The organism is Pseudobutyrivibrio sp. AR14 (assembly GCF_900101325.1).
Lineage (GTDB): Bacteria > Bacillota > Clostridia > Lachnospirales > Lachnospiraceae > Pseudobutyrivibrio.
In genome coordinates this window covers 105,558-125,879 of the sequence record NZ_FMUY01000001.1, presented here as the reverse complement: position 1 = coordinate 125,879, position 20,322 = coordinate 105,558, and the positions used below count along the sequence as shown (strand labels likewise).

The window sequence follows — 20,322 nt, the reverse complement described above, 5'->3', positions numbered from 1 at the left end:
CCAATTTTTGCATTTTATAAAAATATAACAAAAGAGCCACCTGTCTACTATGATTTTAGTATAAAAAAAGCCCTTGGCTAATCTGCCAAGGGCCCTTAAAAATTTATATCTTATACTATTTCAAATTTCTGGGTGCTTGCATTTAATTGCTTTGTAACATCATTGTTCTGATCCATAGCATTATTGATGCCCTGAATCTCGCCAACGATTTCTGTAGCAGCTGATGCAGATAGGTTAATCGCATCAGAGCTTTCTGATACTGAAGAAGAAATAGTCTCAATACGAGTAGCCATCTCATTCATTACAGTATTAAGATTATCAGCTCTATCTCTAAAGTTAACCAGCATCTCATCAATCATTGTTGCAGTATTTTCATATTTAACACCTGTTTCTACGAATGAATCGTAATCCGATAATACGTTTTCATTGATAAAGTCAATGACCTGAATAGCATTATCAGAAAGTGTTTTAACAGCAGCTGTAACTCTAGAAGAAATCTCCTGAATATTTCCAGCAGTATCTCTTGAATTAGCAGCAAGTGAACTAATTTCATCAGCAACAACTGCAAAGCCCTTACCAGCCTCACCAGCTCTTGCAGCCTCAATAGAAGCATTAAGGGCAAGCAAATTAGTTTGGCTTGCAATATCAAGGATTTCATTTGTCAAATCACCAATCTGGTTAACTTGCTCTGATTCCTTAACTGACTCTTCAAGAACCTTAGCAAGCTCTTCCATCTTAGCACCGGTGCTTTCCTTTTTGCTATTTGCTTCACGCTTAATCAAATCAGCCTCATCCTTAATCTGATTTGCTTTCTCAGCTCCTTCAATTGCCTCAGCATCAATAGCCTTAGTAGCTTCTCTTACAGCCTCCAAATTATCTGTTAGTGTACCTGTTGTAGATGCAACATTTTCCATAGAAGCTGCCAGTTCTTCCATGGCTGCAGATGTATTTGTAACATTGTCACTTGCACTTTGAATCTTTGCCATTACACTATCAGATGAATTGCTTAAAACATTAGATCCGTCCTTTACATCCTTAATGATTCCTTGCAAGGTCGCTATAAATTGATTAATACAATCAGTAACAAGAGCAAGCTCTGTCTTTGTTTTAGTATTAATACGTGTAGTTAAATCGCCCTTACCCTTGTTTATATTATTAATAAACGCTTGAAGTTCATAAGAAATGTTAAGGATTACTTTATTAATTCTTACAAAGCTGATTATGAATCCAACAACTACAAATGCAAGAACAAAACCAAGTACTATAAATGCTCTAACAATAGCCTGCTGCTTCTGTGCTTCTAGGTATGGAGCAAAATTATGTCCCATCCAAAGAATATCTTCATCGCACTTTGCCAAAGCTGCATTCATAGTGTCAATAGAAACACCATAATCACCACCTATTAACTGAACTGCTCCCATTATATCTCCAGCTATAATATTATCCCTCATCTGTATTGCATATTCAGAGTAGGCTTTTACAGCATCATTTAATGCCGCTGTATCTTCTACACCAGTTGCACACTGCTGCTTTAGCATATCATTACCGGCAACGTACTCAAGCTTCTCTAACATTTCCTTGTTATACGAATCAAACATTGCAAAATCACTTGCTGATGCAGATTGTCCGCCCTCCAGAGAACCCATATATCTATTTATTTCTGCAGTCATGTGGATGGCATCTGTTTTCAATACAGACATTTCATACAAAAGATCTGTCTCAGCAACACTACCACCGGAAGCAACTGAAACAACATTTGTCATGCCTGAATACCATATGTACGCAAAAATAAGAAAGGCAATTATTATCAATCCATAGATAAGACCATTTTGAAATGATATTGTCTGGAAGAAATTACCCTTATTTTTCTTTACAACATTGGCAACAGCCTTAATGTTCTCCTTCTGTTCCTCAGAAAGATTTCCCTCAATTTTGTTAATGAATTCCTCTTTCTTTTCTTTCTTTGCCATTGTTTTACCCCCATCATTTGAAATAAGTCCAATAATCTACTGCAAATCTAATTATAACCGCAGTTTTCCCAAATATGTTTTATATCACAAATTATTCATTTATTTTTTCATTTTTTGACAAAAAAATCCCTTGGCCAAAGCCAAGGGATTAATTACTATTTAGCGTGAACCCGTCGCCCATCCAGGATTGCCTCCGGCAATGAGGGCGCGGTGTGAGAAACAGGCTCTCCCAGCAAGCTGGGCCCCTCCTATTTCTTTTTTAGAACTTACCAGCAGTAGCAGCTTCCTCAACTGATACAGCTACAGCAACTGTAGCACCTACCATTGGGTTGTTACCCATACCGATAAGACCCATCATCTCAACGTGTGCAGGAACTGAAGATGAACCAGCGAACTGAGCATCTGAGTGCATACGTCCAAGAGTATCTGTCATACCGTATGAAGCAGGACCTGCTGCCATGTTATCTGGGTGAAGTGTACGACCTGTACCACCACCTGATGCAACTGAGAAGTACTTCTTACCAAGGTCTACGCACTCCTTCTTGTATGTACCAGCTACTGGATGCTGGAAACGTGTAGGGTTTGTAGAGTTACCTGTGATAGAAACACCAACGTTCTCGTGGTGCATGATAGCAACACCTTCCTGAACATCGTCAGCGCCGTAGCACTTAACTGTTGCACGAAGACCATTTGAGTATGCCTTCTCAGAAACGATGTTAAGCTTTGCTTCCTTATAATCGTACTTTGTCTCAACAAATGTGAAACCGTTGATACGTGAAATAATCTGTGCAGCGTCCTTACCAAGACCGTTAAGGATAACGCGAAGTGGCTTCTGGCGAACCTTGTTAGCCTTCTCAGCGATACCGATAGCACCCTCAGCTGCAGCGAATGACTCGTGACCTGCGAGGAAGCAGAAGCACTCTGTCTCCTCCTCAAGGAGCATCTTACCAAGGTTACCATGTCCAAGACCTACCTTACGGTGATCAGCAACAGAACCTGGAATACAGAAAGACTGAAGTCCCTCTCCGATTGCAGCAGCTGCATCAGCAGCCTTGCGGCAACCCTTCTTAATTGCGATTGCAGCGCCTACAGTGTAAGCCCAGCAAGCATTCTCAAAGCAGATAGGCTGAATCTTCTTTACCTGCTCGTATACATCAAGACCTGCGTCCTTTGTAATCTTCTCAGCTTCTTCGATTGAGCTGATACCGTACTTATTAAGAACTGCATTGATCTGATCAATTCTTCTTTCGTATGATTCAAATAAAGCCATTTTATTTCTCCTTTCCTATATTATTCCTGACGTGGATCGATAATCTTAACAGCATCATCAACACGACCATACTGGCCCTTTGCCTTTTCCCATGCTGTGTTAGGATCATCACCCTTCTTAATGAAGTCTGTCATCTTTCCAAGAGAAACAAACTGGTAACCAATAACTTCGTTATCAGCATCAAGTGCGATACCTGTTACATAGCCTTCAGCCATCTCAAGGTAACGAACACCCTTTTCCTTTGTTGCGTACATTGTACCAACCTGTGAACGAAGACCCTTTCCAAGATCCTCAAGACCAGCACCAACTGCAAGTCCGTCATCAGAGAATGCAGACTGTGTACGTCCGTAAACGATCTGAAGGAAAAGCTCTCTCATAGCTGTGTTGATAGCATCGCAAACAAGGTCTGTATTAAGAGCCTCAAGGATAGTCTTACCCTGGAGAATCTCTGCAGCCATAGCTGCTGAATGTGTCATACCTGAGCAACCAATTGTCTCAACAAGAGCTTCCTCAATAACACCATTCTTAACATTTAAAGATAATTTGCAGGCACCCTGCTGTGGAGCACACCAGCCAACACCGTGTGTGAAACCGCTAATGTCAGAAATCTGCTTAGCGTGTACCCATTTTCCCTCTTCAGGGATAGGAGCTGGTTCATGCTTTGCGCCCTTTGCTACAGGACACATGTTTTCTACTTCTTTTGTGTAAATCATTGTAGAACTCCTTTCTTCGTTCAATGACCTAAAACATAATTATTTATGTATTAGCCTATTTCAATGCCGCACTACGGCATTATTGATAATATTTTCTCACTTTCCCTCCCTTTAGTAAAGTATTCTTTTGTATTTTTTCAATTATTTGTAAATTCGAATATCCGTTATGGCACACTCATCTCCAGTTAGTGCAAAATAGACAATTTTAGGCATCTCTTTTATCTTGGTTGTGTTTCGAATAATAATGCCTGCGTCCTCCGCTGCCAGTTCAATAGAATTCTTCTTTTTTCTAAAAGAAATATGGCATTCAACGCCTTCTTTATTTTTCTTTTCCCATGTATCCCAATCGCCAAATTCACTGGACTGATTGTTGGTCATTATATTCTCAGCATAGATAGTATCACAGTCATTTTCACCGCTTAGTTTTACAAGGGCATATTCCCTATAATTTGGTCCATCTATCTTTCCGTCATCTGAAGAGAAAAGCACAACATAAGGACAATGCCAAACCAGCTTTGCCGAAGGCAAACTCATGGAATGGAATATAACATTCATACCATCTTCTACACCGACTGATTCCGTATATACGGAACGATTTCTGTCTATCTGAATATTAGGTAAATCCGACTCTAGCCTGTTGATATAGGAAACTACTGGAGCAATTCTTTCGATAGGAAGCTGTGCTTTGGAATCTTCCGATGTCTCAACTACAATATTTCTCAAAACACAATACTCTCCAGCCAATCCAATATATGCATATTTTGAAGTATCAGGAAGAGCAAGTACTATATCAATCTTCTTGCCTTCGCCGATAATTGTAATTTTTACATGATCTTCATACCTGCTAGTCATTATTTCATAGTGAGGAATATTTTTTGATGTGCTAGATTGCATATCTGTAACTGTTACTTCTATATTTCTAGCATTGGTTGAATTACAGTTTCCATCAAACCATATTTCTCCATATTCCATATATCCAAAGACTTCTATATTTTTAACATCACCATGAATTCTTCCATCATATGAATCAAATACAATTATAGATGGACCAAAGAAGCCATATGGACTGCCTTTGTCTATTTCATAATCAAAGTCTATCTTTGTTATTGTTTCATCTATTAAGATACCTCTTGAAACCCTGCTTCTATACTCTTTGCAATAAAGTTCTGTCTCAAGTTTTACCTCGAAATCATCGCCATTATTTTCTCTAAGCTTGTAGTCTACGTCTGAATCTATAATACTTACCATGGCGCCTGCAAACCTAGGATCAAATCTATTTCCAGCTGCCTTAACCATCTCTTCTCTTACCATGAACTGAGGATAATGGTCTCTGTCCTTCTTTTTTGAAGTCAATAAATCATAGTAATCAGCCACAGCAATAATTCTTGCATTCTCTGGAATTTCATCTCCTTTGAGACCTTCAGGATAGCCCTTGCCATCGTATCTTTCATGTACATAATGAGCTCCATCTCTCAAATAAGGATACTCATTGATGTTAGAAAGAATCTCATCACCAATAGTAGTTACATTTTTATAAATCTCCTGTTCTTCCGGCGTCCTATCCTCACCTTTTTCTAAAACTGATTCAGGTATACCAACTTTTCCTATATCATGAAGCAATGCTGTGTAGTATATTTCATCACATTCCTTTTCATTTTTTCCGCAGGTCTGGGCAATTATTTTTGCATACTTTGCCACTCTAAGGGAATGTCCCTTTGTAAAAGTATCCTTAGAATCTACAGCATTTACAAAAGAAGCTGCTGTCTGATCAAATAAACGCTGCATTACTAGACGTTCTTCTTTTAAATATTCAATTTCTCTTCTTTTGGCCTTTTCTATTTTGGTATTTATGTCAAAGAGTGCAAAGATATACACTAGCACTGCCATTCCAACAATACAAATATTAGTAAGAGACAAGCCGTATGCAAAAATCTGAATAACAGAAGCCAACACTGGAACCAAAATAAAAAGAACCAGCGAAATATAAATTCCCTTTGCTATTCTATCCTTTTTCTGTAGAATAACCGAAAGTTGGATAAGAGGCGTAACAACTGGGAAAACATAGCAAAGTATAAAGCCTGGACCTCTGTGATAATTATTCAATTCATCAAAATAATAATAAAAGCCTGTGAACTGAGAAAGAATTACAAAAGCATCCCCAAGTAAAGAAAGAATCACGCACAAATTCAAACGAAAGGCTACTCCTTCTAAGCCTCCCGCTCCACGAATGACATCGATTAGATATAAATTTAAAGAAAGAATTACAATATTAGTAAGGAAAAATACCAGGAAATTTGACACCCTGACCATCACATATCCCGTATGACTCATATCTCCAGAATATATGTATGCCAAACGATCAAAATACAGCAAAAACATAGAGCTTAGCTCTAGTAGTAACAGGGCAACTCTGCGTCTCTTTGGAATCGCCCTAGCGATAAGAACAAAAAGTGCTATGGTTGCGCATACACTACTAAGGGCAAGCATAATATTTAATTGATGATTTATTAAGAACTCAACCATAACAATTTATCCTTTCCAACTTATCTATTTAAAATAAAGAATTCATTTAGCTTTTCAATGAGCTCCTCTTTTCCAATAGTTTTTAAAAAGTATCCATTTGGCTTTAGTTCAAGCACTGCCATTACGCTTTCTTTATCTCCCTTTCCAGTTAAAAACATAACCGGAATATCCTTTGTATCATCATCACTTCGAAGCATTTCAAGAACCTGTGGTCCTGATGTAACTGGCATTTCATAGTCCAAAAGTATTAAATCTGCCTTGTTTTTCCCAAGCCATTTTATAGCCTGCAATCCAGAGTTTGCCATGTAGACCTTATAAATATCCTTAAGCCATTCCCTAACAAGACTCAAATATGTAGAATCATCATCTACAATCAAAATATTCTTTTTAAGATCCCCTTGATTGATTCTCTTGAAGTGTTCTTCCACCGCAAGCATGTAATCCTCGTTATTAATCGGTCTAATAAATGTCTTATAAATCAGACCAGAAGGCACTTCATCCTCAATCATTTTCACATCGGCTCGCTCGCCAATAAGAATCATCTGGGTTCCTTCTTCATTTAATCTATCAACAAGAAAATGAAGAACTTCTTCATTGGGAACAAAACCGTCATCCATATAAAGGGTAACAAGTGTCGTACCCGCCCACTTCTCATTGATTTCATTTACTTTATAGGGAACAAAACCGCAATCCACCCGTAATCCGGATACTTTTCCTAAAAGAACTCGCATAAGAAATGATTCTTTTTCTCCAATCATCAACATTTTGCTAGCCATGGCATTCTCCTTTTATGTGTTTAATTTAATAAGTTTTCCATTTCATCCCAGTCAAAGGATTTAAGCAATTTCTCAAGCTTGCCAACCTTTTCCTTATCATCTGCTGGCAGTTTGTATTCCTTTAAATTCTTTATAATCATTTCAACTGCATCATAATCCATCTGTGGTACAACTTCCTTAAGCGCAGAGTACGCATCAGCAATATCTTCTGGATTAATTTCCGGCTTATCCTCAGAGTCTGTACTCTCCTCAAGTCTAGCAAGTTTCTCCTTGAATCCACGATATTCAGCCAACAGTTTTGAAGTACTCTTTTCTATTAGTTCAATATCATTATTATTACCTGCCGCTTCTAAGCTCTCCGCAAATGCGGATAATTCAGTAGCACCTATCATTCTAAAGGATGTTTTTAGTGCATGTACTTTTATTGTATAAAGCTTGTAATCTTCTGTAGTGTAGGCCTTCTCGATTGTGTTGGAGTTATCATCAATTGTATCTAGGAATAATTTCAAAGAGAAAATAAATGCACTTATTCCGCCAGAGGCCTTAATTCCCTCATCTACATTTATTCCTTCAACCTGATAAATCCAATCCATTTCTGCAGGAATCTCTTCTACATCTATAACAGCGTCCTCTGCTGTTGGTTTCATAACTATATTCTCAGGCAAATGCTTAAGAATTGTCTTCTCAAGGGTTAAACTGTCGATTGGTTTCGACAGATAACCATTAAATCCCTTTGATTTATAGAAATCCTCTCCAGCAGTAGAATTTGCTGTAAGAGCATATACTGGCAAATCTGGATTAGTCTCTCTAATCCTTGCCAATGTCTCTATACCATCCATTCCTGGCATCATATGATCCAAAAGAACCACATTAAATGAACCGAATTTTATTTTTTCCAAACATTCCTCACCGCTACTTGCTGTAGTAACAAACATTCTAGTAGCCTTTAACAATCCCTTGATTACATTAAGGTTCATAGGGTTGTCATCAACAACAAGCACCTCTGCATCAGGAGCGATAAACTGAGGGACATAAGGTCCCATATTTTCTTCAACTTCTTCTTTGAATATGCCAATAGGCTTTGCATCAATAATCTTTTGGTCAACTGTAAAGAAAAACTCACTACCCGAACCATATACGCTTTCGCACCATAGCTTGCCACTCATAAGTTCAGCAAAACGCGCAGATATATTTAGTCCAAGCCCCGTACCTTGTATGCCTGTATTTTTTGTTTCGTCCAAACGTTCATAAGCGGTAAATAGCTTATCAATGTCCTCTTCTTTGACACCCATTCCTGTGTCTTTAACAGAAAACTTAAGCTTACAAGTATCACCATCTATCTCTTCAACAAAAAGATTTAAACTAAAGCCCCCCTGCTCAGTGTACTTAACAGCATTGGTTAGTAAATTCAGAATAATCTGCTTTATCTTTCCGCCGTCGCCAAATAAACGAGTAGGCAAATTAGCATCAATATTCACGTCAAAATTCAAATCCTTCTCATTTCCTCTGACGCGAATCATAGAAACTATTCCCCTGAGGAAATCAACTGTATCATATTCAACTTCAACAAGATTCATCTTTCCTGATTCAATTTTTGACATATCAAGCAAATCATTAATCAAACCAAGAAGTGATTCTGATGCATTTTTAATATCAAGAGCATAATTTAATACCGACATGAAATAATGCTTAGGAACATCAGAAGAATCTTCCCTCAGAATCATCTCATCCATACCCATAATTGTATTAATAGGTGTACGTATTTCATGAGAAATATTTGCCAGGAAAATGGACTTGGCGCTATTAGCTCTTTCCGCTTCTTCCTTGGCCTCTTGAATTTGGGCATACTGTCGTCTTATAACATTTCCAGCCATAATTCGCCATACAATAAGTCCCACCAAAGCAGCAACGACAGAAATCATCAAAAATCTAACCAGCAACAATTCAAATACTTTAGGCTTCTTTATTATTGTAAAAGTATTCTCCTGAAGTAGCATATCTCCGTCCGAGTCAAGAACCTGAACATGAAGTGTGTACTCACCATATTCAAGACCCGTGTATTCCAACGGCGAAAGGGAATTTAAAGCCGAAATAATTCCGGAGTCTTCTGCCCCTTCTAGATATACCTTAATCATAGGATTGGTGGTTGTATAATCAATTATGGACGGATTAATACTTACACGTGCCGCATTTGCAGGAATAACATAATTTCCATATTCATCAGGATAAATCAATTCATCGTCACAAATGATATTTCCCAGACCAATTTTTAATTCAACATTGTCTTCAAAGAAATGATTTATATTTACTTTACATACACCTTTTCTTCCAGACATATAAATATTTCCATCATCATCAAGAAAACTGTATGAATTTGATGTTGGAGTATATGTTAATCCATTGGAAATAGAATAAAGTCTGTAATCCTTTACATCATCATCAAGTAAATATTCCGTCTTTACGTTATAAATTCCGTAAGAAGATAATATCCAGGCATCTCCTGATTCATCAAAATAAATATCATAATTATTTGTATTAGGAAACGAAGAAACTGGCGTAATTATTCCGTCTTCCATATACTCCAATGAATTAGAAGTAACAATCCAATATACATTGCGAGTAGGGTCTTTTTTAATGCGCATAATTACATCGCTAGTTAGCCCAGTTTCTCTATCCAGCCTTCTAACTCCGTAATCGCTAATAACATATAGGCCATCTCCGTCTGTTCCTGCGTATATTTCTCCCTCATCCCCCTCGCAAACTGTAAGAACAACAGGATTAGATATGCCAAAATCCGCGCCGTATGTCTTTTGCACCGCTCGGCTTCTGATTTCTACTACGCCATCATTTGTGCCTGCTAAAACAGAGCCATCTTCTCTTTCAACCACGCATCTCACCTGGTCGCTTGGCATTCCTTTATCCTTATTAAATACGAAAATTTCGCCATCATTTCTATAACAGATTAAGCCTACATCTGAAATAAAAGTTGATATCCAAATATTGCCCTTTGAATCCAGAGTGATACAGCGCACACGGCCATCATCAATTAATTCAGTCAGCTCATTTTCAACAAGATTCTTATTTTCATCTAGTATATATAGACCTGTATTGGTTCCTACATACAAAAGACCGTCTACAATACAAGTTGAATTGACAACATTGCCTTCAACAGGGGTAAATCTTGTAAAGTCGGAAAAATTATTTGCAACAATTTTCATCACACCCTGTGTAGATGAAGCAAACCAAAGATTACCCTGATAATCAGAAGTAAGCATTTCTATGGCGCTATTCATAGGTACATCTTCGAGAATTTGATACTTATCGTTTCCATCGATAAATCCTACTACTTCAAGCGAAGATGCCCACACTCTACCACATTCATAAGTAATGCAATGTATATTTTCTGTTGGCGACACATCTATCTGCTTGAGATTCTTAATATTATCCCCGAAATTTCCATAGTAAATAATATTTCCGCGTGTGCCATAATAAACTTTTCCCACACTATGAGGATCTATAAGAAGGGCTGTAATAGTCCCCACTCCAATATCTTCTCCAGAAAAAATATTAGTCACCATATCATTGTGAATAGCAAATGCGCTACCACTTTGAGTAAAGCCATATATAACATCATTTGCATCACACTGAAGTTTCAAAACTCTTTCTGTATTAATTCTTTTATCATCTATGATGCTTACATTCATATTAGAATCTACGCGAGCAACTCCGTCGGTAGTACCCACATAGATATTTCCCTCACTATCCTCTGTAAATGCTCGGATTGATGAAGAAGGGAGGCCTTCTTTATATGTAATATGAAATCTGTTATTGCCATCAAGGACAACAACTCCATTGTCATTTGTTCCAACCCATATGCGGCCCTTGCTATCCTCAAAAAGACCACGTCCACTGGTAAGTCCTTCGCTATTATCTAGGTGCTCAAATGTGGAACCATCGTATTTAATTATTCCGCTATATCCACCAATCCAAATATAACCATCTCTTGAGCCTAAAATATAATTAGCATCCGATGTAGGCAAACCATTAGTAGCATCATAAAGCTGAGCAGAATAGCCAAAGCCCTCCAATTGATTTGATGCAGCATAGCCTCCACCAAGAGCAATTTGAGATACTTCCTTTTCGCCTGTCTCTTCAACACTTCGGGCACTCAAAGTAGGGCTGGCGTATAAAAAGCCAACTGAGAAAATCAAAACAATTTTTACTGCTAAACTAATGCCCCTATATTTCATAAAACAGTGCCCCCCAGCACTAATTAACCGTTGTATTTCTTTAGAATACGTTTTACATCAGTCAGTGAATCCATAAATGCTTCAACACATTTTGGATCAAATTGTTTGCCAGACTCTTCCTCTAAAATAGAAAGTGCCTTCTCCAAAGAAAATGCAGGTTTGTATACTCTTGGCGAAGTAAGCGCATCAAATACATCAGCCACCGCCATAATTCGAGCAGAAAGTGGGATAACTTCTCCATGTAGTCCCTCTGGATAGCCCTTTCCATCCCATCTTTCATGATGATAAGCAGCCATATTTCTAGCTTCTTTTAAGTAATTCTCGCCTTTTACAGTTCCTATGGCATTTTCCATAATTTCTCTACCATAAATGGTATGAGTTTTCATTATTTCAAACTCTTCTTCTGTAAGTTTTCCAGGTTTATTTAAAATAGTGTCAGAAATATGAATCTTACCAATATCGTGAAGTGGTGCGGACATTTCCACATCACTCATATATTTCTCTGTAAGCTTTTCAGCGTAGTAGCCCTTGTTTTTTAATCCATTTAGAATAACTCTCACATAGGCAGCTGTCTTTTGAATATGAGCTCCAGTATCAGAGTCTCTATTTTCAACCATGTCCGCCATGGTAATAATCAATCCATTTTGCATTTTGGCAGTAGAATCAGCATAGTGTCTCAGGTCTCGTACCTGTTCAGCCATTTCTAATTCCATCTTGCAAATAGCCTCATATAATTCTTGGACCTCATCATTAGTCCTAATATCAAGAGCTCTAGTCTTTCTCACACTTTCATCAATAGCTTTTTGGTCTCCCATGCTATCTATAAAGCCTCTAGCAGCCTCAGTAATTTTACTTATAGGATAAACAAGACCAAAGCCAGTTACCGACAAAGCCCATTGAATGGCCAAAATCAAAAATCCAGAGAAAATCAACAATGACTTAACCAAAAATTCTTCAGCAAATTTCGACATATACCCAAAATATATATCTGCACAGGCATATGCCACTGTTTTATCCGCCGAGTTTTTTATTGGAGCAAATGCGGTAAGAACCATTTCTGAACCTTCTTTTCCAATAACAGTTCCAACCTCCTCTCCCTTTACTAGTTGATCTGAATATGAAGAAAAAGATTCATCAATAGGCTTAACCGCCCCGGCAGTATATCCTTGTTCTTTTCCAGTATCCATATCAAATAGATAGACCAAATTATTACGTTCTACCCTTATAACATATAGGTAGTGAACTCCCTGGGAATTTTTAAGTATTTTTTGCAATAAATCTTGAGTATCCCTGTAATCAGAAGTATCTTCTCCCCATTTTATGTAATCAGTAATCCTATCGCCATCAATAACTTCTGAAGCAAATGTAGCTGCATTCATCGCATTTATTGAATATTCTTCCTTGCGATCTTCGAAATATATGTTAATACTGACAAGAGAAATAATAGCTACAAAGGAAGAAGCAACAACTACTAACATTACAATAATCTTCTTTAAAAGAGTATTTCTATAGCCTTCTATTTTTGAAGCAATTATCTCTTCCTTTGGAATAGGCTTCTGACGCCAACCAGAATTATATATATCTTCTTTTATCTTATTTGGTATAAATCTTGCTAGGCCAAAACCTATAGCAGATGCTAATGACTTATCAATTCCTTGAATAATTGTATTAACTAAAATAACTCCTAAATAAAAAACCACACCATTACTAGCGGTTGAAGTTATAGCATGAGCCAAATCTGCCACAGCTTTATATTGAGGCTCACCTAATAGGAGCCAGTGAATTAAAGTTGTGAGATTTCCGCCAAGGAGGGCCAAAATAATAAAATAAATTATTAACCCTTTGATATTATGAAGCTTGTCATATCTCACAAAGTAGGCAGCAACAATCGCCGCTAAAACACTTAGCAGAGCAAAATAAAAAGCATTTGGGATAATAAAACTGATGATGACATTAGTCAGTAATCCTGTCAGAACAGCAGGAAGCAATCCCGCCACAGAAGCAACAAATACTGTGCCGGTAATATCTAGATATAATGGTAGATTAAGAAAACTATTTACAATCAGACCAAAAGTAATATTGATAATAATACCAATTGCAATCACCACATATCGATATATAATTCCATATTTTCTCTTCTTAAAATGGAAACTCACCCTATGCCCCCCACATTTTAAAAATAGATATTTATAATCATAGCTGAAGAATATGTCCATTTTGTATCTAAACAATAAAAAAAGGCCTATATTCATAGGCCTTCACAAAGATTTCACTATATGTTCATTAATTCTTTTTTACAATATTATCCTGACTCTTAAAAATACTGTCAGCTTCCACCACACCACGTACTGGAGAAAGTGGATAAATGTTTGAGCGAGGACAAACAACTGTACCAGGATTTAAAACTGAGTTACAACCAACCTCAACATTATCGCCAAGCATAGCTCCAAATTTCTTTAATCCTGTTTCAATTTCCTCTCCATCTCTAGATTTAACAACTACAAGAGTCTTATCAGACTTAACATTAGATGTGATTGAACCAGCACCCATATGAGATTTGTAGCCAAGGACTGAGTCGCCTACATAATTGTAGTGAGGAACCTGAACATTATTAAATAGAACTACGTTCTTAAGCTCTGTAGAATTACCAACAACGCAATTCTTACCAACTATAGCAGAACCTCTTACAAATGCGCACTGTCTTACCTCAGCATCCTCATCAATTATAAGTGGACCATTTAAATATGCAGAATCAAATACCTTAGCTGACTTGGCAACCCATACATCCTCTCCTCTTTTTTCAAACTTTTCAGGATCAAGTGTTGGACCTAACTTCTTAATGAACTCAGATATCTCAGGAAGTACTTCCCATGGATAATCCTTCCCTTGGAAAAGATCTGCAGCGATAGTCTCATTTAAATTATACATAGATTTAATTTTAGCTTGTTCCATTGTAAACTCCTATCTTTATTAATTATTGACCATTATAGTTTTCAAACTCAAATTCTGTCCTACACTCATCATTGAGCTTTAGTCTCGCATCAAAATATAACCCTTTTTTGCTTAAAAATCCAGTAATAACATCAGTCTTCTTTTCAGTAATAAGCTTTACAAACTGGTCCTCAGGAATATCTACTCCAGCCACCTTGCCAAGGAAGAATGGGCAACTGTCCTGATTATCTCTGATATTATTCTTACATCTGTATCCAAAATGGTTCTTTATTATCGGCGAGCCGCACTTTGGACACTTTACATTTTTAAGCTCGGTTTCATTGTCCTCAAAGACAAATTTAACACCTGATACTTTTCCTTCATCATCTTTAGAAAGTGCAAGTTTTGCATCAAACTTTGTACCCTTTTTAGATTTAAACCCAGAAATAGTAGATGTGATACCGTCTTTTAAAAGCTCCTTGACCTGAGCTTCTTTTAGTTTTATACCGGCAATCTGGCCAATATTAAACTTGCATGAGTTCTCAGGGTCCTCTTTATTGTAGTTGCTACATCCATAGCCAAAAGGTGTAACAACTATTTTGCCACCACAAACTGGGCAAACTACATCCTTCACCTCTTTAGCTTCTACATTATCAAAATCAAAAGCTATTTCATGCTTGCCAGTTTCCTCATTTTTCTTAAGCAAAAGGCATGCGTCAAATTTCTTTCCTGACTTACCCTTAAATCCTCTGATAGTGTCAGTTTTGCTTTCTGAGAGTAGCTTGATGCAGTCATTTTTAGAAAGCTGCTTACCAGCAATCTTTCCAATCATAAAGCGGCAGCCCTTTTCAGGCTCGTCCTTATTATAATTACTGCAGCCGTAACCAAATGGTGTCTTAACCATATCGCCGCCGCAATCAGGACATTTTACGCCCTCAAGCTTTTCTCTTTCAATACCATCAAAATCAAATACAATAGCCTTTTTTCCCTCTTCGTTGTCCTTAAGTCTGAGCCTTGCAGAAAACTTTTGATTGGTCTTTGACTTGAAGCCTGAAAGCACTTCTGTAACACCATTATTTAAAAGAGCAGAAAACTCATCTAGATTAAGCTTTCTTCCTGCTATTTCACCTATAGAAAAATAGCACTGATCTTCTTCCTTAAATCTGTTTTCACAGGCAAATCCGTAGCCAGTCTCCACAATGCGTCCCTGGCAAACAGGACACTTAAGGTCAGGGACATACTCCGTAGGAGTTTCAGAAAAATCAAAGCTTGCTCTATACTCTCCATCCTCGTTCTTTTCCATTTTAAGAACAGACTTGAAAGTTTTGCCTGATTTACTTTTGAAACCTTCGATTAAATCTGTCTTGCCTTCTGTGACAAGCTTTTTAAACTGTGTCTCATCCAAATCTACACCGGCAATCTGGCCTACACTGAACTTACATTTAATAGAATCATCAGAGTAATTACTACATCCATAACCAAAAGATGTTGTAGTCAGCTCGCCTCCACAAGCAGGACATTTAATTCCAAGAGGCTTTTTAGTAGCAAGGCCCTTTGAATCCTTGCCAGTAAACTGATTAATATTAAGAGCAATAGTCTGAGTCAAATCCTGCTCTATCATATTAGTAGTTTCTTTTCTGATATAGTCCTCTAGCTTACCTCTATACTCAGTGAAATCGACTGTTCCATTAATAATGCCCTCAAGCCCCTTTTCCCAGTTGGCTGTCTGCTCTGGCTTAAGCAATGATGGGGTTGTAAGTAGAACAACCTCGTATATCATCTCTCCCAATCGCTCTGGGGTAATGACCTGAGTCTTATTGTTTTGATTCAAATAGCCGATTCTAACAAGCTTTTCAAGGATTTCTCCTCTAGTAGCAGAAGTACCAATACCCGTGGTCTTAATCTGCTCTCGAAGCTCTTCGTCCTCAATGAGCTTTCCAGCATTTTCCATTGCAAGAATAAGAGAACCTGAAGTATATCGCTTTGGAGGCGATGTCTTACCCTCTTTCAGCTCAAATCCATTAACATCTATTGAGTCTCCAATATTAGCAGCCTCAATAAACTTAACAAAATCCTCTTTTGAGAACTTATCTTCTGCATCCTCTCCATCCTCAGCTTCCCCATCGGAAGAATCCTTAGCCTTTGGAATGCCGGCAATCTCAAGATATCCTGGCTTAACCAGTAGCTTGGCACCTGCAAAAAACTTTTCATCACCTACCTGTACTGTGACCTTAACGTTTTTGTACTCAGCTGGAGGATAAAAAATAGATAAAAATCTACGAACAATCAAATCATAGACTCTCTGGCTAAGAGCAGAAAGATTCTCGATTCCGTTGCACTGACCAGTAGGAATTATTGCATAGTGATCAGTAACCTTACTATCATCTGTATAGGCAGTCTTTTCTATGCCAATATATTTCTTCTCACCTAAAATCTCATGCACATACTTGGCAGTTGGACCATAGTTCTGTAATCTATTGAGATTTTTATTAATTTCCTTAGCCACTGCAGTAGTCAAAACTCTGGCATCTGTACGTGGATAGGTCGTATATTTCTTTTCGTATAATTCCTGAATTATATCTAGAGTCTGGGCTGGAGATATTTTAAATCTCTTAGAACATTCAGACTGAAGTTCTGCCAAGTTAAATAAAAGCGGAGCTTTTTTCTTTGAAATTCCTGATTCCTTATCAGAAATCGTCGCGTCTTTATTAGTTAATTCTTGAATTAACTTCTCAGCGCCAGCCTTTTCTTTAAAGCCATTCCCCTTATCTCCATACAATAATGGAGATTCAAAATACTTAGAAGACTCAACAGCCTTCCATTCAGCCGGAAAATTAACATCAGAAAACTTCCCTACAACTTTAAAGAAAGGATCCTCGTTGAATCCTCTTATCTCACGCTCTCGCTCAACAACCATTCCAAGCACACATGTCATAACTCGACCAATTGCAATTGCAGCGTATTTGGTTGTGGCAGCAGCATCATTAATTAACTTTCCATATTTAACAGAAAGGGCTCGCGAAAAATTAATACCAAGACTATAATCTTCAATAGTACGCATAATGCCAGAGGCTCCAAGCTTAGCATATTCTGACATCGGCTTAGCCTCGCGAATACCTCGTAAAATCTCCTCGTCAGTCTGGGAATCAATCCAAACTCTAAGCTCTGTCATCCCCTCTCGAACACCACCATAATTTCTGATGTTCTCCTCAATAGTCTGACCTTCTTTTCCCGAGTCACCTGCCCAATAAACAGTGTCTATATCCTCTCTATGAAGAAGACCATTTACAATCTTATACTGATCCTTAGCACTCTCTACAACACCGTATTTATAATCCTTTGGAAGGAAAGGTAAATCCTCTAGATTCCATGATTTATACTTAGCATCGTACTCCTCAGGATAAACCATCTGAACCAAATGGCCGTAACACCAGCTAACTACATATTCATTATTCTCAATGAAGCCATTATTATTACCGCTGACTTTTAACACACGGGCAAAGTCTCTAGCAACTGATGGTTTCTCTGTGATGATTAGCTTTTTTCCCAAACTTAAAACTCCCTTTAAGAAAATTAATTTTAGATTAAAATAATATAGAGCCCCTCACCTATGGCAAGGAGCTCTAATAATTATAACTTTATAATTCGGTCATGTCTACCAACACAACTGATTTATTTTCCTTTGATAACTGTGTAAGTTTTGGATCAAATCTGGTAGCTGAAAAGAGGAAAACTGTATTAGCAGTAATACGTGCCAGCTTCATCAATTCAAGCAATTTATCATAGGCATCAAAGCTCATATACTTTTTTGTCCAGTTGCAAATACCTACAACATTTTCTCTATTTGAGCTCTGACCGATTACATCGATAGAACCCTCCTTACCAAGCCAAGTACCAATTTTCTCAAGCTTAATAGGAAGCTGTCCTACCATATTTAAAAGGTGGAGATACTCTCTACATACATCAACAAAATATGATTGTAAGTATGCATCAAGCTCTGGCTCGATAAATTTATCGTAGAATTTCTCAGGTGTCATAGAAATAAGCTCTGACAAATTAGGATATACAAATGTGAACCAGAAATTGACGTATGGTTCTGAGATTCTGTAGATACCCTTTTTAGCGTTGTCCCAACCGCCAGTCTCAAATGAAACCACCTTATTAACTACATCAAAAGCAGCAAGATTCTTCATATAGACAGATATCTTTGCTCTAGAATATCCAGTATCTTCAAATAGATCATTAAGCTTTTCATTGCCAGCTGCAATGGAACCTAAGATTGTATTATAGCAAGAAAGCTCTCTAAGCTCTGATGCTATATAATCCTCCGCCTCACTGTAAAGAAATCCAGAAGGAGAAAGAATATTCTCACAAACATTCTGCTTGATAGTCTTTCTGCTATCCCATCTATCTAAGTAATCAGCAACACCACCGATAATACCATAGGTACTAACACACTGAGCTACTGAATAGCTAGGAAAAGCTCTAACAACATCAAGGAATGATAAATTCTCTAACTTAATAGTCTCATCAACAACAGACTTCTGACTGCCTACAATATCGTAGAAAGTATTCTCAGACCAAACAATCGATGAGCTAGCTACAATAATCATAACCTGGCCTGAAATTAGCTTTTTATTCTTAAGAGCTACTAATGCACTAAAAAGCTCGTTGGTCTTCTTAATAGCATATTGTGCCTCATCTATAATAATTACAAGCTTTGAACCATCCTTAGATTTTAAATCCTTAAAGCATGCTTCAAAAGATTCATACTCTCCAGCTGTGTTGTAAGTTGATGCTACCTGTTTGCTTACATAATTGAGTTGCTTTGCATCAGAACACTGACGGCTTCTATAGTAAAAATAAGGCTTCCCTGTAGTAAAGGAATCTATAAGTCCTTCCTTAGCAGATCCGCTTCTGCCATACATGAGTACCAAATTATTGGCATTACTTTGATAAATTGAGTCAAGCTTCTTAAGTTCGTTTGTTCTAGCAACCATAACAATTCTCCATAAAAAACTGCGTCTTAACAATGATACGGCTACTATCATAACATACTTTACTTTAGCTTGCTACAGTAAAAAAGAATTTTATTCAAATTTAATTAATATTGCTTTGCCTTTTCTTTTTCGAAAAACTCATCAATCTGCCCCAATAATGCAGATTTGGACATTGTTTTTAATAAATATTTTTCAGGTTTCAATCCAAGCACATTCATAACAGACTCTTTATCCCCTTTATTTGTCAAAAACATAACGGGAATTTTAGCTGTATTTTCCTCTGAACGAAGCATTTCAAGAACTTGCGGACCAGTGGTGATTGGCATTTCATAATCAAGAAGAATCAAATCTATTTCATTTTTCGCCAAAAATGTAATGGCGGCCATTCCGGAATTAACCATAAATACTTGGTAATGAGTCTCCAGCCAGCTTTTAAGTGTTCTAAGCATGGTTCCGTCATCATCTACAAGCAAAATCTTCTTTTTCTGAAGGCGTTCGTCCTCTGCTTCCACAATCCATCCCATCTTTTCTGCCATATCCTTCACGTTAATTGGGCGCATAAAAGTCTCAGCCAGTCTGAAATTCGGCATAATCTCTTTAACCTGCTCCAAGTCATTTTTAGACCCTACAACAGAAAGAGAGATATCCTCTTCAATAGAATGGTCTTTAAGATAAATAAATAAATCCCTCATTACAGCCATCTCATCAATATACACAAGATAGACCGATGGCTTATTCTCTAAATTTTCAATCTCATCCACGTTTCCAGAGGCTTGAAGGACCTCAAATTCTCTATCCCTTAACTCCTTAACAATCGAGCCCACCATAAAGCTTTTGGGATCCCCAACTAATACGATTCGTTTATCCATAATTGGCTCCTTTTCTTAAT

At 37.4% G+C, this 20,322-nt stretch carries 11 protein-coding genes; all 11 read right to left on the bottom strand.

Annotated features, from left to right (window positions below):
- Nucleotides 1-110 precede the first annotated feature (110 nt).
- On the bottom strand, nt 111-1,970 hold the full coding sequence (locus tag BLP50_RS00570) for a methyl-accepting chemotaxis protein (protein WP_090149360.1): 1,860 nt from the start codon (nt 1,968-1,970) through the stop codon (nt 111-113).
- A 259-nt stretch (nt 1,971-2,229) separates the two neighbouring features.
- Nucleotides 2,230-3,240, bottom strand: coding sequence for a GGGtGRT protein (locus tag BLP50_RS00565; RefSeq protein ID WP_090149357.1), 1,011 nt, complete (start codon nt 3,238-3,240; stop codon nt 2,230-2,232).
- A 20-nt stretch (nt 3,241-3,260) separates the two neighbouring features.
- Complete coding sequence (locus BLP50_RS00560; RefSeq protein WP_015549537.1) at nt 3,261-3,953, bottom strand: iron-sulfur cluster assembly scaffold protein; 693 nt, start codon at nt 3,951-3,953, stop codon at nt 3,261-3,263.
- 141 nt (nt 3,954-4,094) lie between these two features.
- Nucleotides 4,095-6,476 carry an HD-GYP domain-containing protein gene (locus BLP50_RS00555; RefSeq protein WP_090149355.1) on the bottom strand — a complete coding sequence of 794 codons (2,382 nt, stop codon included), beginning with the start codon at nt 6,474-6,476 and terminating at the stop codon, nt 4,095-4,097.
- A 20-nt stretch (nt 6,477-6,496) separates the two neighbouring features.
- Nucleotides 6,497-7,252: a response regulator gene (locus BLP50_RS00550; RefSeq protein WP_090149353.1), complete on the bottom strand. Its 756-nt coding sequence runs from the start codon at nt 7,250-7,252 to the stop codon at nt 6,497-6,499.
- Between the two features lie 20 nt (nt 7,253-7,272).
- Nucleotides 7,273-11,502 carry a hybrid sensor histidine kinase/response regulator gene (locus tag BLP50_RS00545; protein WP_090149349.1) on the bottom strand — a complete coding sequence of 1,410 codons (4,230 nt, stop codon included), beginning with the start codon at nt 11,500-11,502 and terminating at the stop codon, nt 7,273-7,275.
- A 23-nt stretch (nt 11,503-11,525) separates the two neighbouring features.
- Entirely contained in the window at nt 11,526-13,658 is a 2,133-nt protein-coding gene (locus BLP50_RS00540; protein ID WP_176753646.1) for an HD domain-containing phosphohydrolase, read from the bottom strand.
- A 127-nt stretch (nt 13,659-13,785) separates the two neighbouring features.
- Nucleotides 13,786-14,454, bottom strand: coding sequence for an LbetaH domain-containing protein (locus BLP50_RS00535; RefSeq protein WP_090149341.1), 669 nt, complete (start codon nt 14,452-14,454; stop codon nt 13,786-13,788).
- A 22-nt stretch (nt 14,455-14,476) separates the two neighbouring features.
- Complete coding sequence (locus BLP50_RS00530; protein ID WP_090149338.1) at nt 14,477-17,983, bottom strand: DNA topoisomerase; 3,507 nt, start codon at nt 17,981-17,983, stop codon at nt 14,477-14,479.
- A gap of 88 nt (nt 17,984-18,071) precedes the next feature.
- Nucleotides 18,072-19,433 (bottom strand): ATP-binding protein, encoded by a 1,362-nt coding sequence (locus tag BLP50_RS00525; protein WP_090149335.1) that lies wholly within the window; start codon nt 19,431-19,433, stop codon nt 18,072-18,074.
- Between the two features lie 104 nt (nt 19,434-19,537).
- On the bottom strand, nt 19,538-20,302 hold the full coding sequence (locus BLP50_RS00520) for a response regulator (protein ID WP_090149332.1): 765 nt from the start codon (nt 20,300-20,302) through the stop codon (nt 19,538-19,540).
- Nucleotides 20,303-20,322 lie beyond the last annotated feature (20 nt).

Excerpts from the sequence above, each read along its gene's own strand:
- BLP50_RS00545 (WP_090149349.1), bottom strand. The coding sequence starts at position 11,502 with ATGAAATATAGGGGCATTAGTTTAGCAGTAAAAATTGTTTTGATTTTC.
- BLP50_RS00570 (WP_090149360.1), bottom strand. The coding sequence starts at position 1,970 with ATGGCAAAGAAAGAAAAGAAAGAGGAATTCATTAACAAAATTGAGGGA.
- BLP50_RS00535 (WP_090149341.1), bottom strand. The coding sequence starts at position 14,454 with ATGGAACAAGCTAAAATTAAATCTATGTATAATTTAAATGAGACTATC.
- BLP50_RS00520 (WP_090149332.1), bottom strand. The coding sequence starts at position 20,302 with ATGGATAAACGAATCGTATTAGTTGGGGATCCCAAAAGCTTTATGGTG.
- BLP50_RS00565 (WP_090149357.1), bottom strand. The coding sequence starts at position 3,240 with ATGGCTTTATTTGAATCATACGAAAGAAGAATTGATCAGATCAATGCA.
- BLP50_RS00525 (WP_090149335.1), bottom strand. The coding sequence starts at position 19,433 with ATGGTTGCTAGAACAAACGAACTTAAGAAGCTTGACTCAATTTATCAA.
- BLP50_RS00555 (WP_090149355.1), bottom strand. The coding sequence starts at position 6,476 with ATGGTTGAGTTCTTAATAAATCATCAATTAAATATTATGCTTGCCCTT.
- BLP50_RS00550 (WP_090149353.1), bottom strand. The coding sequence starts at position 7,252 with ATGGCTAGCAAAATGTTGATGATTGGAGAAAAAGAATCATTTCTTATG.
- BLP50_RS00560 (WP_015549537.1), bottom strand. The coding sequence starts at position 3,953 with ATGATTTACACAAAAGAAGTAGAAAACATGTGTCCTGTAGCAAAGGGC.